The following is a 19514-nucleotide window of genomic DNA, read 5'->3' as shown; positions in this document are numbered from 1 at the left end:
CAGGCCACAGCACCCGTTACCTTTGCGCTATGCGTTTTCGCCTCCTGTTGCTTTGCCTGCCCGTGCTGCTGGCCGCCTGCTCCAAAACCGACCGGCCGGTTCGGCTCGACTTTGTTGGTATTTCCACGCTGACTTCCAGCAACAAGACGGTGCAGCCGAACGATACCCTCACCTCCCGGGTGTACGCCGTGGGCAACGACAATGCCCTCAAGCGCCTGAAAATTACAGTTACCTACGCCCCCGACATTACGCCCATCATCTACCCGTCGCCTCTCTCCTCCTTCGACCCCAAAAACGCGCCTAAACCGAGGGAAATCGTCTACCTCGACTCCCTGATTCAGCCCAAGCCCGGCAGCAGCAACGGCCACGACATCAGCGAACTGCTGTTTGTCAATCAGTTTGCGGCGCGTGCCACGTCCGGCACCGAGCTGTGGCAATACACGGCCACCGATGTGAAGGAGGTGTCGGCCAGCCGCGCCTACCGCCTCACGGTGCGCAAATCCGATTCGGCCGCCGTCGTGCACAGCTTCACGGCAGTGTTGCGGCCGGTGCCGCGCCGGGCCGCAGTGGCCCCGGACGTGCGCGACCGCAGCCGCGTATTTCTCAACCTGCAATACGGCATGGTGCTGCCCAAATACGCGGTGCTGAACCAGGAACGCTCCGTTGCGGCCAACCAGGATTTGGTGGACCTGATTTGTGTGGCTGGCGTCGGGGGCTCTCCCGTAAGATTGGTAGCGCCCGCTAATACCGATACCATCTGCATACTGCCTGCCGTGTGGACCACCCGCCACGCCACCGGCCTGCGCCTGACTGCGCTCAACAGCGACCAGTTCAGCAAGGCACTTGCCGCTGACTTCACTACGGGCTACGACAGCAGCCCGGCGCTCACACCCAACGTATTCGCCACCGGTGCCCTCGCCAAAGGGCAGGTGCTGGCCTTCAAAATCAGCGACGGCACCACGGACCGCTACGGCTTGCTGCTCATTTCCGACCTTGTGCTGGGTTCGTCCCCGGTGCTGACTTGCTCCGTCAGGGTGCAGAAATAGCCCGAATGCCGGCTGCACAAAAAAGCCTTCCCGAACCCGGGAAGGCTTTTTTGTGGTAATAACGCAGTGCTTTTATTAGAACGTAAAGCCCGCCGTGATGCTGGTGGTGAAGCGTGAGTTGTCCACCTTCACCAGCGGCTCGTCGCCGCCCAGGTCGTAGGGCGTGTAGTATTGGTTGTAAGACATATACACGCCGGCTAGGTCCAGGAAGAAATTGCCTTGGCGCAGGCCGGCGCCCAGGGTGTAGAAGTTCTGGGCGCGCTCGTTGCTGTTGTCAATTTTATACGGGTCGCCGTAGCGGGCGTAGCCGGCCCGCACCCGGAAAATGTCGAAGCGGCCCTCGGCCCCAAAGCGCAGGTTGACGGTGTTGCGGTACCTGGCCTGGATGTCGCTGTTTTCAACGGTAAAGGAATAATCGTCGCCGTTGCTGTTCTGCGCGTCGTTGTGCAGGCGGGCCTGGCTATAGCCCACGTACTCCACATCGCCCGTAACAAAGCCGTGCTTGCCTATGGTGTATGCCACGCCGCCATTGGCCCGAAACGGCGTGGTGATGGTGTAGGCGTAGAGCGGGAATTCCTGGTCAAGCACCTTCACACCCACCGGACCCGTGGGCAGCGAAGTTGCCACCACGTCGTTGCCCTGCGCCGTAAACGTTGTGGTAAAGGCCGCATTATAAGTGTCGGTCATGCGCATGAACGTGGGCGTCTGGATGGACGCGCCGAAGCGCAGCGCGTCCGTGGCCCGGTAGATGGCCCCAAGGCGGGCGTTGATGCCGGTACCGTTGGTTTTCAACTCATCGTGCAGTGTATAGTCGCTGAGGTGAGTGGTGGCGTCGGTTTCGGTTTCCGTGTAGTTGCGGGTCTGGGTAAAGTTCGAGCTCACAATGCCCACGCCTATGCCCAGGTAAAGCCGGTCGCGATAATTGGCCCCGTAGCCCAGGTCGAACTGCGAAACCGAGCCCTTCGAAATCACGCTTTCCGCCTGCCCGATTGGCCCCTTGCGGGTGGTAGAAGCCACCCCGATGTCGTTGCCGTTGCGGTCTTTGGCAATGGTGGTCAGGTAGGCTCCGTAGGCCAATCCATTGAGAGAGGTATAGTCGCCGGATTGTCCCTGGGCCCGCAGCCGGTCGATGTTGGCTTGAGTATAGCCATTGTATCCTACCGTGCGGCGCAGCGAAGCCAGATACGACTGGTCGTCGCCAGTCAGAGTGTAGCCGCCCGACGTGCGGGTGTCGAGGGTGTTGCCGTATTGCAAGGCCGTGTTAAAATCGGCCAGCCGGGTGAAGCCCAGCGCAAAGGCTCCGCCCCGCCAGTTGGTGGTTTGGTCGTCATCGGGCCGGCGGCTGGCAAAAACTGCCCCGACGCTGCCTATGTGAAAACTGTTCTTGGTGTCGTTCTGGGCCGCGCCCGAACCGCCGTCAACGCGGCTGTCGGCCTGGCCAATGCCAATGCCGGGTGTGAGATGCACCTCTGATTTCTGAAACAGGCCCAGCCCGGCGGGATTGCTGGTGAGGTTGCCAAAATCGGCCCCCAAGGCCACGTTGGCACCCCCAATGGCTTGGGTGCGGGCCGTGCCGCCAAACTGCAGCCGGGAATAGCGCAGAGCATCGGTGGCATCCTGGGCAAAGGCGTGGCCGGCCTGCCCTGCTACGAGGGCCAGGCTAAGCCAGTAAATCCGTTTTTTCATAGGGTGGGAAGAAAAAGAGCCGGCCGTTCGGCCGGCTCGCTGGAAAAGTATTTTGCAGAAACCTTGGTTTATACCTTATTCGCCGCGACCACGGCCCCGGCCACCGCCGCCACCTCCTCCGCCCCCGCCCGAAGGCGCGGAATAGGAAGGCTGTGAGTAGGAGGGCTGGCTGTAAGAGCGCTGCTGCGGCTGCTCATAGGTGCGCTGTTGGGGTTGCTCGTAGGCCCGCTGCTGCGGCTGCTCGTAGGTACGCTGCTGACGAGGTTGGTCGTAAGTGCGTTGACGAGTTTGCTCGCTGGCCTGGCCGCTGTTCATGGGTTCCCCCAGAATATTCTGAAAGAAGCCACCGCGGCGGCGCTGGCCCTCCTGGGGCATGGCGGCCGGCTGCATCTGGCCGTTGCCTTGTGGCTGGGCATCCATGGTGCGCGTGCGGCCGCGGCTGTCGTCCCGCATAATCTGGCCCTGCTCCGTGGCAGCGCCAACTGCTGGACGGTCATTCGAGAGCGGGTCCATGTTGCGGTAGCGCGGATTGGCACCATCCTGCATCTGTCCGGGCTTGTTGTAAGCGTCATTAGAGCGCATCGGCTGGGTAGCGGGCGAAGCCGAAACGGCATCGCCACGGGTGCGGCCCACGGCATCGGCCGCGCCCATGGGCATCGACTCGGGCACGTTCGATATCACGCGCTCATCGCGGGTGCGGCCGCTGCCATTGGGCATGGTCGGGTTGCCGGCGCCCGGCATATTGCCAGCCCGCCCCGACGAGTACCGGCCGTCGGAAGCGCGGTCGGTGCGGTGGCTGCCGTAGTTGCGTACGCCACGGTCGCCGCCGTTGCTGTAGTAGCCGCTGTTGTAAGCGCCGCCGTAATAGCTGCTGCCGTAATAGCCTCCCCGGCCATAGTAGCCGCCATAGAAGGGGCTGCTGTAGTAGAATGGGTCATAATAGCCGCCGTAGCCATACCCGTAGGGGCTGTACCCGTAGTAGCCGCCATACCCAAACGAGCGGCCAAAGCCAAAGCTGATGCTTAGGCCCGAGCCGTAGCCATATCCATAGCCAAACGGGCTATACAGCGAGCTGTAAAACGGGTCGCACCAGCCAAAGGCATACGGTGAAAAGCCGCAGGCGCCACCACCGTAGGCATAGCCGCCACCGTAGCTCAGGCTGGTGTAGGGGCTGTAAGGGGAGTAGGAACTCAGGCCCGGGCCATAGTAGCTCGACGAGCCGTAGCCCGGTACGCCGCGCATGTAGGTGTACGTGTTGTCGTAATACTGGTCGGAACCGGAATTATTCTGCCGGGTTGAGGAATTTGTGGAACCGCCATTGTAGTCCGGGTTGGCCTCCTCGCTGGTGGCGGCCGGGGCCGGAGCGGTGCTTACCACGGCCGTGGTGCGGTCCTTGGAAGAATAATAGACCCCGTCGTCTTCCGACGAAACAAGGCCTGAGGTGCTCGCGCAGCCGCCCAGTGCAAATAGGGCCAAAGCGGGCAAACAGGCGGTGAGCAGGTTTCTCATGATTGAAAAAAGTAAGGATGGGAAGGCTTTCTGTAAAGTAACGGACTATACGATGGAAGCGGGGTGAAGCAGCTAAAAATCAGAAGTAGACCGGCAAAATATGCAGGAAAATAAGCCGGGCGCTGCCGCCGCCCGCGCAAAGCAGTTTCGCAAGGAGGTCCGCACTTTAATAACGTAATTTGACCCCGAAACGGTGCCCCAAGGTCATTTCAAATCCTGTACCAAAACCGGGAACTTTTTCGATTATCCCTAAGATGCCTCCCATGAGTAAAAAGTTGCCTACCCGCCAGGAAGATTATTCGCTTTGGTACAATGAGTTAGTGAAGCGTGCCGGCCTGGCCGAAAACTCGGCCGTGCGCGGTTGCATGGTCATCAAACCCTACGGCTACGCCATCTGGGAAAAAATGCAGCGCCAGCTGGACGATATGTTCAAGCGCACCGGCCACGAAAATGCTTATTTTCCGCTCTTCGTACCCAAAAGCTTGTTTGAAGCCGAAGAAAAAAACGCCGAAGGCTTTGCCAAAGAGTGCGCCGTGGTGACCCACTACCGCCTCCAGACCGACCCCGACAAGCCGGGCAAGCTGCGCGTCGACCCCAACGCCAAGCTCGAAGAAGAGCTGGTGGTGCGCCCCACCTCAGAGGCCATCATCTGGAGCACGTATAAAAACTGGGTGCAGAGCTACCGCGACCTGCCGCTGCTCATCAACCAGTGGGCCAACGTGGTGCGCTGGGAAATGCGCACCCGCCTGTTTTTGCGCACCGCCGAGTTTCTGTGGCAGGAGGGACACACCGCCCACGCCACTGCCGAAGAGGCTGTGGCCGAAACCCGCCAGATGCTCGACGTGTACGCCGAGTTTGCCGAGGAGCACATGGCCCTGCCCGTGGTGAAAGGCGTGAAAACCCCCAACGAGCGTTTCGCCGGAGCCGAGGACACGTATTGCATCGAAGCGTTGATGCAGGACGGCAAGGCGCTGCAAGCCGGCACCAGCCACTTCCTGGGCCAGAACTTTGCCAAGGCGTTTGATGTGCAGTTTGCCAACAAAGAAGGTGTGCGCGAGCACGTGTGGGGCACCAGCTGGGGCGTGAGCACCCGCCTGATGGGCGCCCTCGTGATGGCCCACTCCGACGACGAAGGCCTGGTGCTGCCACCCAAATTGGCTCCTATCCAGGTGGTTATCGTGCCCATCTACAAAACCGGTGAGTTGGATGCCCTGCTGGAGCGCATCAAACCCATTCAGATGGGGCTGATTGCGCGGGGCATTTCGGTGAAGCTGGACGCGCGCGATACCGAGCGCCCCGGCTTCAAGTTTGCCGAGTGGGAGCTGAAGGGCGTGCCCGTGCGCCTGGCCATCGGCGCGCGCGACCTCGACGCCGGCATGGTGGAAGTGGTGCGCCGCGACACCAAAGAGAAAATGAGCCTGCCGCTGGCCGACATCGTGGCCAGCGTAGACCAGCTGCTCACCGATATCCAGACCAATATCTACGAGCGCGCCAAGAGCTTCCGCGCCGCCCACACCACCCGAGTGGACAGCTATGACGAGTTCAAGCGGATGCTGGACGAAGAGCCCGGCTTCCTGCTGGCCCACTACGACGGCACTTCCGAAACCGAGGAGCGCATCAAAGAAGAAACCAAGGCCACCGTGCGCTGCCTGCCTCTGAACGAGGCCGACGAAGAAGGCGTTTGCATGGTGACGGGCAAGCCCAGCCCGCGCCGCGCCTACTTCGCCCGCGCCTACTAGGCCGGGGTAGCGGCTATTCCTGAGTTGTCATTCCGACGCAGGAGGAATCGGAGAAAGTCGTTGAACAACGCTCTTCCACCGATTCTTCCTGCGTCGGAATGACAATTTTTTGCGCCTGGTGGTCGGCATGAAGAGGATAGTATGCCTGTCCGCTAGTACCTTCGGAGAGAATTATCCTGCCTGGTAGCTTCGATTTAGCCATTTCATCGTCTTTCCATAGCATTTTACCACATTATATGAAATACGCCATACTAGCTGGCCTGCTGACGCTGGGCTCCCTGGCCGCCAATGCCCAGACGAGCAAAATCCAGGTGCCCGCCCAGGCCATCACCCAGCTCGAAGACCTGAAAGAACTCACCAAAGCCGAAGTGGCCAAGGCCGGCAAAACCACCAAAGCCCACGCCGAAGTGCGCCCCGACCTCAACCGCTACCTCGTTATCTCGGCCGATGATTTCCTGCGCGTGACCAAAGAGCAGCCCACCAAAGAGGCCTACCTCAAGTGCCTGGACAACGGCCTGGCCCGCATAGCCCCGCTCGCCGAGACTGTCACCGACCGCCAGCAGGTGGCCGAATACTTTCAGGACCTCATGGAAATTGTGGGCTTGGAAAGCTCCGAAGGCCGGCTCGATTCCTTCGTGGGCGCGGCCGGCAAGGCGCGGCAATAGTCAGCGTCCATATCACATAAAAAAAGCCCCGACGCAGTGCGCGTCGGGGCTTTTTTATGTTCTGGCGGGGCAGGGGTTACTTCTTGGTGATGGTGAATTCGACGCGGCGGTTCTTGGCGCGCGTTTCTTCCTGGTCGTTGCTGGCAATGGGCTTGGTGTCGCCGAAACCTTCGGTGGTCACCCGCTCGGCCTTGATGCCGTGGGCGCCGAGGTATTTCTTCACCTCGTTCACACGGTCGAGGCTGAGCTTGAGGTTCAGCGCCGGGTCGCCCTGGTTGTCGGTGTGGCCCGAGAGCTTGATTTCCACCGTCGGGTAGTCCTTCATGATGCGGATTAGGCGCAACAATTCGGGGTAAGAGTTGGTGGTGAGGTAGTACTTGCTTTGCTGGAAGAAGATGTTGTTCAGCTTCACCGTCTGGCCCACGTTGAAGGGCACGAGAAACAGGTCCTGCTTCTGCTCGGAGTACTTGTCCTTGGCCGTCACGTCGAGGTTGGCGTTTTCGGCGATGTAGCCTTTGGCCTCGGCGCGGTAGCCGTATTGCACGCCGCTGGGCAGCACGATGGTGTAGGAACCATCCACCGGGTCGGTTTCGGCCACGCCGATTTCCTCACCCGTGAGCAGGTTTTCGTAGTGAATGATGGCCCGGATGGGCTTACCGGTGTTCACGTCGAGCACCTTGCCGGTCACCAGCGTCACCACTTCGGGCTGGAAGGCGGGGGCCAGCGAGATGCGAAAAATGTCCTTGGAACCGTTCGTGCCGTTGCGCGACGACACCAGATAAGCATCCTGGCCAGCGGCCGAGATGGTGTAGTAGGCGTCGAAATCGGGCGAGTTCACCACCGGGCCCAGGTTGCGGGGCGGGCTCCAGTTGGTCCAGGTATCGTCGAGGCGCTTGCTGTAGAAGATGTCCGACTTGCCGTAGCCGCCCCGGCCTTCGCTAGCGAAGTACAGGGTCTTTTCGTCGGCGGCGAGGAAGGGGGCGAAGTCCGATTTCGCGGTGTTCACGTTCGGGCCCAGGTTCTTAGGCTTGGTCCAGGTGTTGTTCGTTTCGGGCACCGGGAAGCTCACGAAAAGGTCTTGCCCGCCCATGCCGTCCGGCCGCTCCACGGCCATGAGCAGGGCCTTGCCCGAAGTGGCCAGGAAGAAGTCGACGTGCTCCTTATCGAGGTTCACGAAGTCCTTGATAACCTGCGGCACGGGCTGCGTCCAGCCCATGCGGGTGTGCTTGGTGAGGCTGCACCCGAGCGGGTCCATGGTGCCGTCGCGGTTGTAGATATTTATAAGGATGGCGCTCTGGCCGTTGGCCGATACCGAGGCGATGCCGTTGGGGTCGTCGGGGGTGTTCACGGGGCTGCCTACGTTCTTGGCCGGGCCCCAGGTCTTGTTTTTGCCGCTTAGCAGGGCCGAGGCGAAGACGTCCTGCGGGTCGCGGTTGCCGCCCACGTTGTCGGGGTTGCTTTCGCGGGCGAAGTACAGCGTGCGGCCGTTGGGCGAGATGACCGGGTGGGTTTCCACGTAGCGGGTGTTCACGTTCGGGCCCAGGTTCACCAGCGAAGAATCGAACTGGGTCGATTTCACGGCATCGGGACCTTTCTCGCCGGTGAAGGCCTGCTTCACCATCGTCGACGCCACGTCGGCGATGCCGATGGCGTCAATCTGGTTGATGCCTTCGACTTTGGCCGTGTTCATGCGCACCACCACGCCCAGGGTGCGGTACTCGGCGGCCGGAAACTTCACTTCCAGCGTGCGGGAGGGCTCGGGCAGGGGGCCGGGGTTGTCGTTGGAATACACTTCGTGGTGCACGCCCTTGGTGTCTACCAGTTCGACTTTTGTGATGGAGCCGGGGTTGAAGTTCTCGACGATAGTCACCTGCTGGGCCGCCACCGAGCGCGCAAAGCGCACTTCAATGAACTCATTGGGCCCTTCCTTGCGCGGAATCCAGGCATCGTTGCTGATTTGGCCCAGCGGCAGGGCATTGGGCACGCCCAGCACCTGCGAGGGAGAGAACGGGTCTTTGCCCTCGGATTTCTGCGACGATACGGCCACCAGGCGGGCGGCCCACTGCACGTGCTGCGCCTGGGCCGAAGTAGCCGCGAGCAGGCCCAGCGCCACTGGCGTGGCTGTGAGCAGGCGCTTGATAAGATAACTATTCATAGTAACGATAGCAGAAAAGCAGAAGTGGCAATAGGGCCCCGGGCAAATTTACATCAGCGCGGCCGGGGACGGGCCCGCGTTTCGACAGCTAACCTAACGAAAAACTATTTTCGGGGCCTCCCCCTGCCGTGTATTACCTTCCCGCTACGGCCCGCCGGGGGAATAAGTCGGGGGCCGGGCAAACGTGGTAATGCGATGGCTTTCGGCGGGTAAGGCAACCGTAGCGCGGGGCGCGGCGGCTGGCCGGCGCGTGGCCGGGCTGCTGCTATTGCTGGTGCTGTTGCCGCTACTGGGCCGGGCGCAGGTATTGGTGGGCGCTACCGCGTTTGGGCCAGTATTTCGGGGACTGCGGCCGGCCGGGGCCGATACGGCGCTGCTGCTGGTGGCCCGGGCGCGGCGGGTGGGCGTGAGCACCTTCGTGCAAACCAGCGGGGCGCGGGGCTACCTGCAACTCGGGGCGCGCCAGCAGCTGCGCTACCGCGTGGGTACCGACATGATTTACGACTCGCGGGGCACGCCGCCCTTCGTGCGGGAGGACTACGGCGCCGATGTGGCCGACGTATTCACCCTCGACGCGGCCAACCACTGGCAGCTGGGCCAGCAGTTGCACTACGACCAAAGCCGGGCCAATGCCACCCGCACCGGCCTCTGGCTGGGCCGCCTGGGCTACCAGCGCCGCCTGCGGGCCGCTTCCGGCACCGACACGCTGAGCCAGATGCGCCTCACGGTGCTGGGCGGCTTGGCCACCGACCGCCGCAACGGCCGTGAAGACGCCGGCTTCGCCCTCGGCTTCGATGCGGCGGCGCTTTACTTCCTGAATGGCCCCACGACCGCGCCGCTGGCCGTGCGCGTGCTGGGCACCCGCGCCAGCCTGGGCCCCCGCACCATGCAGCGACTAGTAGCCGAGGCCGCCGGCGAACAGGCCTTTCTGAAAGGTGCGCCGCTGGTGGTGCAGGGCCGCGTGGGCTACCGCACCAACCGGGCTGAGGACTACCTACTGGGTTCGGTGCAGCGCATTCAGTCCGATACGGTGGCGGTGCAGGCGGGCGCTTCGTACCGCATCAACGAGTTTGCCACGCTGCGCTCGGATAATAGCCTGCTGCTGCCCAACCGGGCCTTCCGGTACCGGCGGCTGGGCGAGCGGGCCGATACGTTGCAGGACGTGGGCTACCGCCAGCGCGAGCTCGACACCCGGCAGGAACTGCGCTTTGCCCGGCCCAAGCTGCAATCGTCCCTCACCTTCAATTACCGCGAGCGCACGCGGTCGTATTACCTCGATAATTCCCGGTTGCTATCGGTGCCGCTCTTGGCGGCCGCCCTGGCCCGCGAGCAGGTGAAGGATATCCAGGAGCAAACCATTCTGTGGCTGGGCAATCTGACCTGGCTGCCCAGTCCGCGTCACGCACTGGCGCTACTGGGCACGGCCCAACTGCTGCGCGTGGACGCCCCCAGCAAGGACAACCAGCAAACCCGCGACGAAGCCCAGCACCTGCTGCGCCTGACCTGGACGGGCCGTTGGGCCGGGGCCTTCCGCACCACGCTGGGGGTGGCCGGCGAATACCGCCAGACGGTTTTCATCCGGGCCAGTCAGAGCGCGGAGAACTACGGCGACCATCTGTTGCACTGGGAGCCGGGCTTCACCTGGGCCCCCGGCAAGTGGAGCATTCGCTCCAATTATCACCTCTGGGTGAGCTACCAGGTGCGCGACCAGGCCGCCGAGCAGGCCCGCAACCGCGCCAGCCGCGTGCTGGAACAATCCCAGAGCCTCACCTATCAGCTGCTGCCCCGCCTGCTGCTGCTGGCCGACTACCAGCGCCGCGAAAACCGCGTGGGGCAGCTCGACTGGACGCGCTTCCGCGAGAGCCCGCTCGATACCAGCGTGACGCACGACCTGTCCATTGGGGGGCGGCAGAGCTGGACCGGCCGCCGGGGCAGCACCAGCCTGCGCCTGGGCTACCGCCTGCTGGAACAGCGCAACTACGGCCGCGCCGCCCTGCTGCTCGACAACCCCACCGGGCCGGCCTCACAGCTTATTTACCTACATAGCATCACGCGGCAGCAGGGGCCGGAAGTGGCGGTGGAGCGAAGGGCCACGGCCGGCTTCAACCTCACGGCCAGCATTTGGCTGCAGTGGCTGCGCACGTATTCGGCGTATTCGATGGGCAAGGGAAGCTTTTCGGGCAGCAGCTACACGGCCGTGGATTTGGCGCAGGAGACGCAGCGGGTGCTGCCATATTTCGAGCTGGCGGCCGAGTGGCGGGTGGGGCGACGGTAGATGGCTCTGCACCAACAAGCCGGCCTATAACTCAGATGCCCCCGCTACGGAAGTAGCGGGGGCATCTGAGTTAAGCTTCAGACGGCGGGCACTGCCGTGGGCAGGGCGGCCAGCAGTTCGGTGAGGCCGGTGGCCAGGGCCATGGTGGCTTCCTGGCGTTCGGCTTCGGAGCCGGTTTTGCTTTCCAAAGCTTCCATCCAAGGCACCAGTTGCTCGGCACCGATGAGCTTGAGCGACGGCCGCAGTTTGTGGGCCACGGCGGCGGCGGCGTGCCAGTTGGAACAGGCCCAGGCGGTGTGCAGCTCCTCCACGCTGCCGGGGGTGTTGGTATGGAAAGAGGTCAGGATGCGGTTGATGAACGTGGCATTGCCGTGGGCCGTCTGGTGCAGCAGGGCCAGGTCGAAGAGTGCGGCGGGTGCCGGGGCAGTGCTCGGAGGAGCGGCGGCCGGCACCGGCTCCGGGGCGGCAGGGGGCTTTACCTCCACCAGCGGCCCTGGCACGCCGGCCATCAGCGAGGCCAGCTTGCTTAGCAGCTCGGCTTCGTCGAAGGGCTTGGGCAGCGTGTCGTTCATGCCGGCGGCGAAGTACTTCTCGGCATCGGCCCGGAAAGCGTTGGCCGTGAGGGCCAGGATGGGCGTAGCCGCCCGCCGCGCATCGGCGTGGGCCCGGATGCGGGCCGTGGCCTCCAGGCCGTTCATGCCGGGCATCTGGATGTCCATCAGGATAACATCGTAGCGGTTTAGCTCGAATAGTTCCAGGGCTTCGATGCCGCTGGCGGCCTCGTCCACCACCACGCCGTGGGCCTCCAGCAGCAGCTGGGCCACTTCGCGGTTCACGGCATTGTCCTCCACCAGCAGCACCCGGGCCCCGCGCACGGCTGCTTCCTGCACCGGGGGCAGGGGAGCCTGGGCGGCCTGCCGGGCCTCGGGGCTGGCCTTGGGCAGGGTGGTGCGGAAGGCAAAGGAGCTGCCCTTGCCAGGCTCGCTCTGCACCGTGAGCTGGCCGCCCATCTGGGCCACCAGTGCCCGGCTTATGCTCAGGCCCAGCCCCGTGCCGCCAAACTGCCGGGTGGTATCGGCATAGGCCTGGGTGAATTCCTGGAAGATGCTCTCCAGCTTGTCCTCGGCAATGCCGATGCCGGTATCCGTCACCCGAAACTCGGTGGTGAGCGTGTCTTCGGTTTCGCTCACGTAGTAGCCGCCCACCGTCACGGTGCCGCCCGCTGGCGTGAACTTGATGGCGTTGGAAAGCAGGTTGATGAGCACCTGGTTCAAGCGGTAGGAGTCGCCCAGCACCCAGGGGTGGGGGCAGGAATCCCGCAGCATGGTGCCCACCACCCGAATGCCCTTCTCCTCGGCCTGCATCACCAGGGGCTGGCTGGCGCTGGCCATCGAGTCGCAGAGGTTGAAGGCCGTTTGTTCCAGCTCCAGGTTGCCGGAGGTGATTTTGGCCATGTCGAGCACGTCGTTCACCACGTTCAGCAAGTGCCGGCCCGAGTGCTGAATGACGGCCGTGTAGTTGCGCTGCTGCTCGTTGAGGCCGGTTTTGGCCAGCAGGCTGGTCATGCCCAGCACGCCATTGAGCGGCGTACGGATTTCGTGGCTCATGTTGGCCAGGAAATTTTCGCGGGCCGTGGCGGCGGCTTCGGCCGCGTGCTGGGCATTTTTTAGGGCGGAGATGTCGGTGCTCACGCCCAGCACCTGGGCCGTGCCGTCGGCCAGCACCAGCGGGCAGCGCACGGTTTGCAGCCAGCGCACCTCGCCGTTGGCCAGCGTGATGGACGTTTGAATGGTGAGCGGCTGGCCGGTGCGCAGCACCTGCTGGTCGGCCATCATCGAGGTCTGGATTTCCTCCTTGCTCATGCCCGCCTCCATGCTGGGCGCGCCGGCCAGTTCCGCAATAAGGCGGCGCCAGGCTTGCATTTCGGCGTTCTCGAACACGGTATAGCCCTCGGCATCGCGCACCCAGATGAGGTTGGGGTTGAGGTCGAGCACCAGATTGGTAAACGACTGCTGGGCCAGGGCGGCGGCCTCGCTCTCGCGGGTGCGGGCCTCGGCTTCGCGCAGGTTGGTGATGTCGAGGCCGTAGCACATCACCTGGCGCAGCACCCCCTCGGGCCCGAACACGGGCTGGTAGTAGCACAGCCAGTGGCGGTGAGCGTCGGTGCCGGTATCGGGCCAGCGCTCTTCCCAATTCACCAGAGAGCGGGTTTGCACGGCCCGCTCGAACAGGCGGTGGCGGCGCACGGCCAGCTCCTGGGGCAGGCCGTGCTTGGTGCAGTGGTCGGCAAAAGTGAGGCCGATGCGGGCCCGGCGCCGGGCGGGGTCGGGCTCGGCGTAGGCGTTCACGTAGCGGTAGCGCTGGTCGGGGTCGAGCACCGTGACCACGGCCGGCAGGTGGGCCATGATGGACTCATAAAACGTGTGCTGCTGTCGGATTTGCTCCTCCGCCTGACGTTGCGCCGTGATGTCGGTGAGGTAGAGCATGGCGCAGCCCTCTTCCACCAGCGGCACCGTGAAAAGCAGGTAGTAGCGCTCATTGGCCATTATTTCCCGCTGCGCCATTTCGTTGGTGCGCAGCGCCTGGATGGCGGCGTTCAACAGCTGCGGCCGTACCCGCGAAGGGCCGGTGCCCGTCATTTCTTCGGCCAACTGGCCGGCGGCGGGGTTGGCCATCAGCAGCTGGCCCGTGGCGCTCAGGCGCAGTACGGGGTTGGGGTTGAGCTTGGGAGTGCGGCTGGCAAAGCGCAGGCGGTCGGCCGTGGCCTCGGCCTGCTCGCGGCGGGCGCGCTCGGCTAGCAGCAGTTCCCGCAACGCGGCAGGGTCGGTGGGAAGTTCGGTCTTCAAGTAGCAGGGAGCGGTTGTGAGCGGACTGTTCGCGCGAATCGGCCCGGTTTTACACCCGCCTTTAGTGTGTGCCTGCCAAAGATAAAGCCCGCGGCCTCGAACGCCGTCGGTAAGCTGCGCACTGCCCGTTGCTGCTGCCGGCGCTGCTACAGCTCCTTGCGCAGCCGGGCCACCGGAATGTTCAGCTGCTCGCGGTACTTGGCCACCGTGCGGCGGGCAATGTTGTAGCCCCGGGCGTTGAGCATTTTCTCCAGTTTGTCGTCGCTCAGCGGCCGCTCCTTGCTCTCCTTGCCGATGAGGTCTTTCAGGATGCTCTTCACCTCGCGGCTCGACGCATCCTCGCCCGAATCGGTGGCAATGCCCTCGGAGAAGAAGTATTTCAAGGGATAAATCCCAAACTCGGTCTGAATGGATTTCGAGTTCGCCACCCGGCTCACCGTCGAGATGTCCATACCGATGCGCGTGGCAATATCCTTCAGAATCATTGGCTTAAGCTTGCCCTCGTCGCCTTCGGCAAAGAAGTCGCGCTGCAATTCCACAATGGCGTTCATGGTGCGCAGCAGCGTGTTCTGCCGCTGCCGGATGGCGTCGATAAACCACTTGGCCGAGTCCAGCTTCTGCTTCACGAAGGTTACAGCCTCCTTCATCTTGGCGTCCTTTTTCGACGCCTTGTCGTAGGTGCGGAACATCTCGGTGTAAGCCGGGCTCACGCGCAGCTCGGGGGCATTGCGGGCGTTCAGGGTCAGGTTGAAGATGCCGTTATCGTTGGTCAGAATGAAGTCGGGCATCAGGTACTGCGTCTTGCCCAGGCCGCTGGGGCCACTGCCGCCCGGCTTGGGGTTCAGCTTGAGAATGACGTTGATGGCCTCTTTTAATTCATCATCCTCCAAATCCAGCTTCTGCTGAATGCGCGGGTAGTGCTTCTTGCTGAACTCCTCAAACGTGTCGGTCAGAATGCGTTCGGCGTTCACCGTGTTCTCGTCCTGCGGCCGGCGCTCCAGCTGGAGCAGCAGGCACTCGGGCAGGTCGCGCGCCGCAATGCCGGGCGGGTCGAACTGCTGCACCACGCGCAGCACGGCCTCAATCTCGGGCACCGTCACCTCCAGGTTCTGCGAAAAAGCCAAGTCGTTGGCAATGGCCGATAGGTCGCGCCGGATGTAGCCGTCGCCGTCAATCGAACCGATGAGCTGCTGGCCAATGGCCTCCTGGCGTTCGTCCAAATCGGCAAAATGCAGCTGGTCGAGCAGCGAATCCAGCAGCGAGCCGCTGGTGTCGGCCAGGGGCGTGTCGCGCTCCTCTTCCTCGCCGGGGCCGTCGCCCTGCATCTTGTAACCCGCTATTTCATCGTCGTTGAGGTAGTCGCTCAGGTCGAGGTCGGTGTTGTCAGGGGCCGTGTCGTCGGTCGAAGCCAAGTCTTCCTTAGCCGCCAGGTCCGGCTCTGGCATCTCGTCGGCCATTTCCGAATCGTTGCTGCTGCGGTCGTCAAAGTCCTCATCCAGCGTGTTTTCGTCGTTGTCGAGGCTGGCGTCGGGGTCGTCGCTGTCATCGTCGGCATCGTCGTCGCGGTCAAGCTCTTCGGTGTCATCGGGCTCGTCTTCTTCCAGCGCCGGGTTCACCTCCATTTCTTCCTTGATGCGCGTCTCCAGCTCCGCCGTAGGGATTTGCAGCAGCTTGATAAACTGAATCTGCTGCGGGCTAAGCTTTTGCGAAAGGAGCTGTTTTAAGTCGAGGCGTTGCATAATAACGAAAGTACGGAAAGCGGAGGGCGGAGGTCAATTTTACTAAAGTTTGGCATGAAAAGTTGGTGTAGCATGGCCTCTGTGAGTCCGCGCCGGGGCTGGTAACATTCAAACGCGGACTCGCAGAGTCCACGTTACGGTTCTACCTTTGCCGATTCATCCGCTTCCCCGCAAGTTATGTCCCTCAAACGGTCCACCGTCAAAGAACTCCTGGCCAGCCAGGACCTTGACCGCGAAGTTCTCGTCAAAGGCTGGGTTCGCTCCCGCCGCGGCAACAAATACGTGCAGTTCATCATCGTCAACGACGGCTCCACGATTCACACCATTCAAGCCGTGGCCGACGCCGGGAATTTCCCCGAGGAAAGCCTCAAAGACGTGAGCAACGGCGCCGCCGTGGCCATCCGGGGCAAGCTGGTGGCTTCGCAGGGCAAAGGCCAGGCCGTGGAAATCCAGGCCACCGAAGTAACGGTGCTGGGCGCGGCCGATGCCGAAGCCTACCCGCTGCAAAAGAAAGCCACCTCGCTGGAGCACCTGCGCGACATTGCGCACCTGCGCCCCCGCACCAACACCTTTGGCGCGGTGCTGCGCGTGCGCCACGCCCTGGCTTTCGCTGTGCACCAGTACTTCAACGACCACGGCTTCTACTACGTTCACACGCCCATCATCACCGGTTCCGATGCCGAGGGCGCGGGCCAGATGTTCCGCGTAACCACGCTGCCCCCCGAGCACCCGCCCCGCACCGAAGATGGCTCCGTAGACTTCACCCAGGACTTTTTCGGCAAGCAAACCAACCTCACCGTGTCGGGCCAGCTCGAAGGTGAGCTGGCCGCCATGGCCTTGGGCAGTATCTACACCTTCGGCCCCACGTTCCGGGCCGAAAACTCCAACACCGCCCGCCACCTGGCCGAGTTCTGGATGATTGAGCCCGAAGTGGCCTTCAACGAGCTCGAAGAAAACATGGACCTGGCCGAGGACTTTCTCCAAAGCCTGGTGAAGTACGCGCTGGCCAACTGCGCCGACGACCTGGCTTTCCTCAACGAGCAGTACGACAAGGAATTGCTCAGCCGCCTCAACTTCGTGGTCGACAATGCCTTTCAGCGCCTCACCTACACCGAGGCCGTGGAAATCCTGAAATCAGCCAAGCAGAAGTTTGAATTCCCCGTCGACTGGGGCACTGATTTGCAGTCGGAGCACGAGCGGTATCTGGTCGAGAAGCACTTCAAGAAGCCCGTCATTCTTACCAACTATCCGAAGGAAATCAAGGCTTTCTACATGAAGCTGGACGACGACGGCCGCACCGTGCGCGCCATGGACGTGCTGTTTCCCGGCATCGGCGAAATCATCGGCGGCTCGCAGCGCGAGGAGGACTACACCAAACTCACCACCCGCATGGCCGAAATGCACGTACCTGCCGAAGACCTCGACTGGTACCTCGACACCCGCCGCTTCGGCACCGCGCCGCACGCCGGCTTCGGCTTGGGCTTCGAGCGCCTCGTGCTGTTCGTGACGGGCATGAGCAACATCCGCGACGTGATTCCCTTCCCGCGTTACCCCAAGAACGCAGCGTTTTAAGCTGATGAAGGCATAAAAAAACCGGCCCCGAAAGAGGCCGGTTTTTTTATGCCTTTGAGAATCTAGTCACGGCCGTGGCCGCGTCCATTACCGTGGCCACGGTCATCCTGCCGGCCTTCACGGTAGCCTTCCCGATAAAGCTTTTTCGCCTGGCCGGGGGGCAGGCCGCGCTGGCGCACTATTACGGGGCGGGGCTGCACCACCACTACGCGGCGCGGGTAACGGTCGCGGTGCGCGCCCACGTACACCCACGGCTGGCGGCCCCGGTAGTCGAGCACCACGGGGTGAAACTGGTAGGGGTCGTAGCCATCCACCACGGCCACGGGCACCCACTGGCCGTTGCGGAACACGATGTACTGCTGGGCATACAGGTCGTAGTAGCCGTCGATTTCGGGGATGTAGTAGAACTGCGTGCCCTGGGGTACGGGTGGCCCCCAGGCGGGCCGTCCTACGTTCACATTGACCTGCGCTTTGGCCGCCGGGGCCAGGGCCAGCGCAACCACGCTGACCAGCACTACGCACAGGGTTTTGGGGAGGGATTTCATGGCGTTTTACGAAGTGGAATAATGGGGTATTACGCTTCTGTTTACAAGGAAGATGCCAAAGGCTACCGCAGCAAAAAGCCCCGCCGGTGGGGCTGGGCCTGGTTGCCGTGATGCCGGCGCTTAGTGCTTGCCTTTGCCGTGGCCCTTGCCTTGGTCGTCGTCATGGTCTCTGCCGTGTTCATCGTCGCGGTCTCGGCCGTGGTCATCATCGTAGCGGCCCTGCATTTTCTTGGCCTGGCCGGGGGGCAGGCCGCCGTTGCTGGGATTGGCGCGGTAGCCCATTTTCTTGGCCTGACCGGGCGGCAGCGCTCCATTGCTAGGGTTGCCGCCGCGAGGGTAGCGGGCGCGGTACTCGTCGTAGCGCGACCACGGCTCGGCCCCTACATAATCAACCACTACCGGATGGAAATTGGCCGTGTTGTAGCCCGAGATAGTGCGGGTGCGCACCCAGCGGCCAGCACGCCGCACCAAGTACTCGCGGGCCGGCACGTCGTAGAAGCCATCGGTTTCGGGAATGTAATAATACTGCGAGCCTTGCGGCACGGCCGGTCCCCAGCTGGGCGGGGTGATATTGATATTGACCTGGGCCTGAGCGGCCGGTGCGGCCATAAGGGCCATGCCCCCAACCAAGACGGCACAGAGCACGGTGGGAATGAGTTTCATAAGAAAGACTTTAAAGGAAAAAGCAAAGCGCCCGGCCCACCAATTGGGCCGGGCGCTTTATACTATAGTTGGCACCAACAAGTTGGACACGCTATAGTGCCAGCTTAGTCGCGGCCGTGGCCGCGTCCGCCACCGCCGTTGCCGCGCCAGCCGCCATTGTTGCCCTGGCCACCGCCGGGCTGGCCTTGGTTGCCGCCGAAACCGCCGTGGTTGCCTTGGCCCTGGCCGGGGTTGTAGCCCCCGCCGCCCTGTTGCGGTTGCTGGGGCATGGGGTTGCCGCGCGGGGTATTGTAGCCGCCGCTGGGATACTGGCCGCGGTTGTCACGGTCGCCACCGCGGTTGTCGTTACCACGGTAGCCGCCGCGGTCATCCCGGTCCCGGTCGCCGTAGTTGCGGCCGTTGGAGTAGCCGCCGCGGTTGTCGTAGCGGGAGCGGCCGTAGCTGGGGCCGTAGCCATAGCCGCCGTTGTAGTAGCCGGCGCGGCTGGGGCCGTAGTTGCGGTAGGGCTGGTAAGCGTAGCGCTGGCGGTAGTAATCGACCCGCAGCCAGGGCTGGGCGCCCCGGTAATCCACAATGACGGGATGGAACTGGTAGGGGTCGTAGCCGTACAGCTCGGGCAGGGGCACCCAGTAGCCGTCCTGGTACACGATGTACTGCTGGTTGTAGAGGTCGTAGTAACCGTCAATCTCGGGGATGTAGTAATACTGCGTGCCGTAGGGAACCTGCGGCCCCCAAGGCGGGGTGCCAATATTAATATTCACCCCCACCTGGGCCTGGGCGGCCGGAGCCGCGAACAGCGCAAACGCGCCCACCAAGGCCGCGCCAATAAATTTTGCGAGGGGTTTCATATAAGGAGTTGATAAAAAATAAGCTAGCCCCGTAACGGCGCTGCCGTTTTAATAGATGCAAGGCAAATGCCAAGATGCCCTGCCAACCGCTGGTTGGCCCAAAACATTCGCCCAATAGCCCGAAATCAACGCCGATTTATTTTCCGTAGGATTGCCGGGGACAAATGCCCCCCGTTTGGGGTTATACCCCGACGCCACGCGGCGTCCTTCCTCGTCTTATCTCGCG

The 19514-nt window shown here is 62.9% G+C and carries 13 protein-coding genes; 5 read left to right on the top strand and 8 right to left on the bottom strand.

The window, feature by feature from the left end:
* Positions 1-29: 29 nt before the first annotated feature.
* Positions 30-1046, top strand: coding sequence for a hypothetical protein (locus ACYU7Q_RS11405; protein WP_460609544.1), 1017 nt, complete (start codon positions 30-32; stop codon positions 1044-1046).
* Between the two features lie 75 nt (positions 1047-1121).
* Here ACYU7Q_RS11405 and ACYU7Q_RS11400 read toward each other — a convergent pair whose 3' ends face one another.
* Both ACYU7Q_RS11400 and ACYU7Q_RS11395 read right to left on the bottom strand, forming a co-directional pair.
* The gene (locus tag ACYU7Q_RS11400; RefSeq protein WP_460609543.1) at positions 1122-2732 is read right to left on the bottom strand and encodes an OmpP1/FadL family transporter; all 1611 of its coding nucleotides are present in this window, start codon (positions 2730-2732) and stop codon (positions 1122-1124) included.
* Between the two features lie 75 nt (positions 2733-2807).
* The gene (locus tag ACYU7Q_RS11395; protein ID WP_460609542.1) at positions 2808-4241 is read right to left on the bottom strand and encodes a hypothetical protein; all 1434 of its coding nucleotides are present in this window, start codon (positions 4239-4241) and stop codon (positions 2808-2810) included.
* Positions 4242-4504: 263 nt separating this feature from the next.
* Here ACYU7Q_RS11395 and proS point away from each other — a divergent pair, with 263 nt between their 5' ends.
* Together proS and ACYU7Q_RS11385 are read left to right on the top strand one after the other, a co-directional pair.
* On the top strand, positions 4505-5980 hold the full coding sequence (gene proS / locus ACYU7Q_RS11390; protein WP_460609541.1) for a proline--tRNA ligase: 1476 nt from the start codon (positions 4505-4507) through the stop codon (positions 5978-5980).
* Positions 5981-6216: 236 nt separating this feature from the next.
* Positions 6217-6645: a DUF4844 domain-containing protein gene (locus tag ACYU7Q_RS11385; RefSeq protein ID WP_460609540.1), complete on the top strand. Its 429-nt coding sequence runs from the start codon at positions 6217-6219 to the stop codon at positions 6643-6645.
* 76 nt (positions 6646-6721) lie between these two features.
* Here ACYU7Q_RS11385 and ACYU7Q_RS11380 read toward each other — a convergent pair whose 3' ends face one another.
* Positions 6722-8800: an OmpA family protein gene (locus ACYU7Q_RS11380; protein ID WP_460609539.1), complete on the bottom strand. Its 2079-nt coding sequence runs from the start codon at positions 8798-8800 to the stop codon at positions 6722-6724.
* A gap of 190 nt (positions 8801-8990) precedes the next feature.
* Here ACYU7Q_RS11380 and ACYU7Q_RS11375 point away from each other — a divergent pair, with 190 nt between their 5' ends.
* Positions 8991-11075 carry a hypothetical protein gene (locus ACYU7Q_RS11375; RefSeq protein WP_460609538.1) on the top strand — a complete coding sequence of 695 codons (2085 nt, stop codon included), beginning with the start codon at positions 8991-8993 and terminating at the stop codon, positions 11073-11075.
* 77 nt (positions 11076-11152) lie between these two features.
* Here ACYU7Q_RS11375 and ACYU7Q_RS11370 read toward each other — a convergent pair whose 3' ends face one another.
* Positions 11153-13921: a response regulator gene (locus tag ACYU7Q_RS11370; protein WP_460609537.1), complete on the bottom strand. Its 2769-nt coding sequence runs from the start codon at positions 13919-13921 to the stop codon at positions 11153-11155.
* 146 nt (positions 13922-14067) lie between these two features.
* Positions 14068-15660: an RNA polymerase factor sigma-54 gene (gene rpoN, locus ACYU7Q_RS11365; RefSeq protein WP_460609536.1), complete on the bottom strand. Its 1593-nt coding sequence runs from the start codon at positions 15658-15660 to the stop codon at positions 14068-14070.
* 177 nt (positions 15661-15837) lie between these two features.
* Here rpoN and asnS point away from each other — a divergent pair, with 177 nt between their 5' ends.
* Positions 15838-17232 carry an asparagine--tRNA ligase gene (gene asnS / locus ACYU7Q_RS11360; RefSeq protein ID WP_460609535.1) on the top strand — a complete coding sequence of 465 codons (1395 nt, stop codon included), beginning with the start codon at positions 15838-15840 and terminating at the stop codon, positions 17230-17232.
* Between the two features lie 62 nt (positions 17233-17294).
* Here the strand turns inward: asnS and ACYU7Q_RS11355 are convergent, their stop codons facing one another.
* The 3 genes from ACYU7Q_RS11355 to ACYU7Q_RS11345 form a co-directional block, all read right to left on the bottom strand.
* A complete protein-coding gene (locus ACYU7Q_RS11355) occupies positions 17295-17777 on the bottom strand; it encodes a hypothetical protein (RefSeq protein WP_460609534.1) in 483 nt (160 codons plus the stop codon).
* 120 nt (positions 17778-17897) lie between these two features.
* Positions 17898-18440 carry a hypothetical protein gene (locus ACYU7Q_RS11350; RefSeq protein ID WP_460609533.1) on the bottom strand — a complete coding sequence of 181 codons (543 nt, stop codon included), beginning with the start codon at positions 18438-18440 and terminating at the stop codon, positions 17898-17900.
* A gap of 104 nt (positions 18441-18544) precedes the next feature.
* Complete coding sequence (locus ACYU7Q_RS11345; RefSeq protein ID WP_460609532.1) at positions 18545-19288, bottom strand: hypothetical protein; 744 nt, start codon at positions 19286-19288, stop codon at positions 18545-18547.
* Between the last annotated feature and the right edge of the window lie 226 nt (positions 19289-19514).

The sequence above is a fragment of the Hymenobacter terrigena genome (assembly GCF_054776515.1).
This window is presented reverse-complemented; position numbering and strand designations above follow the sequence as displayed.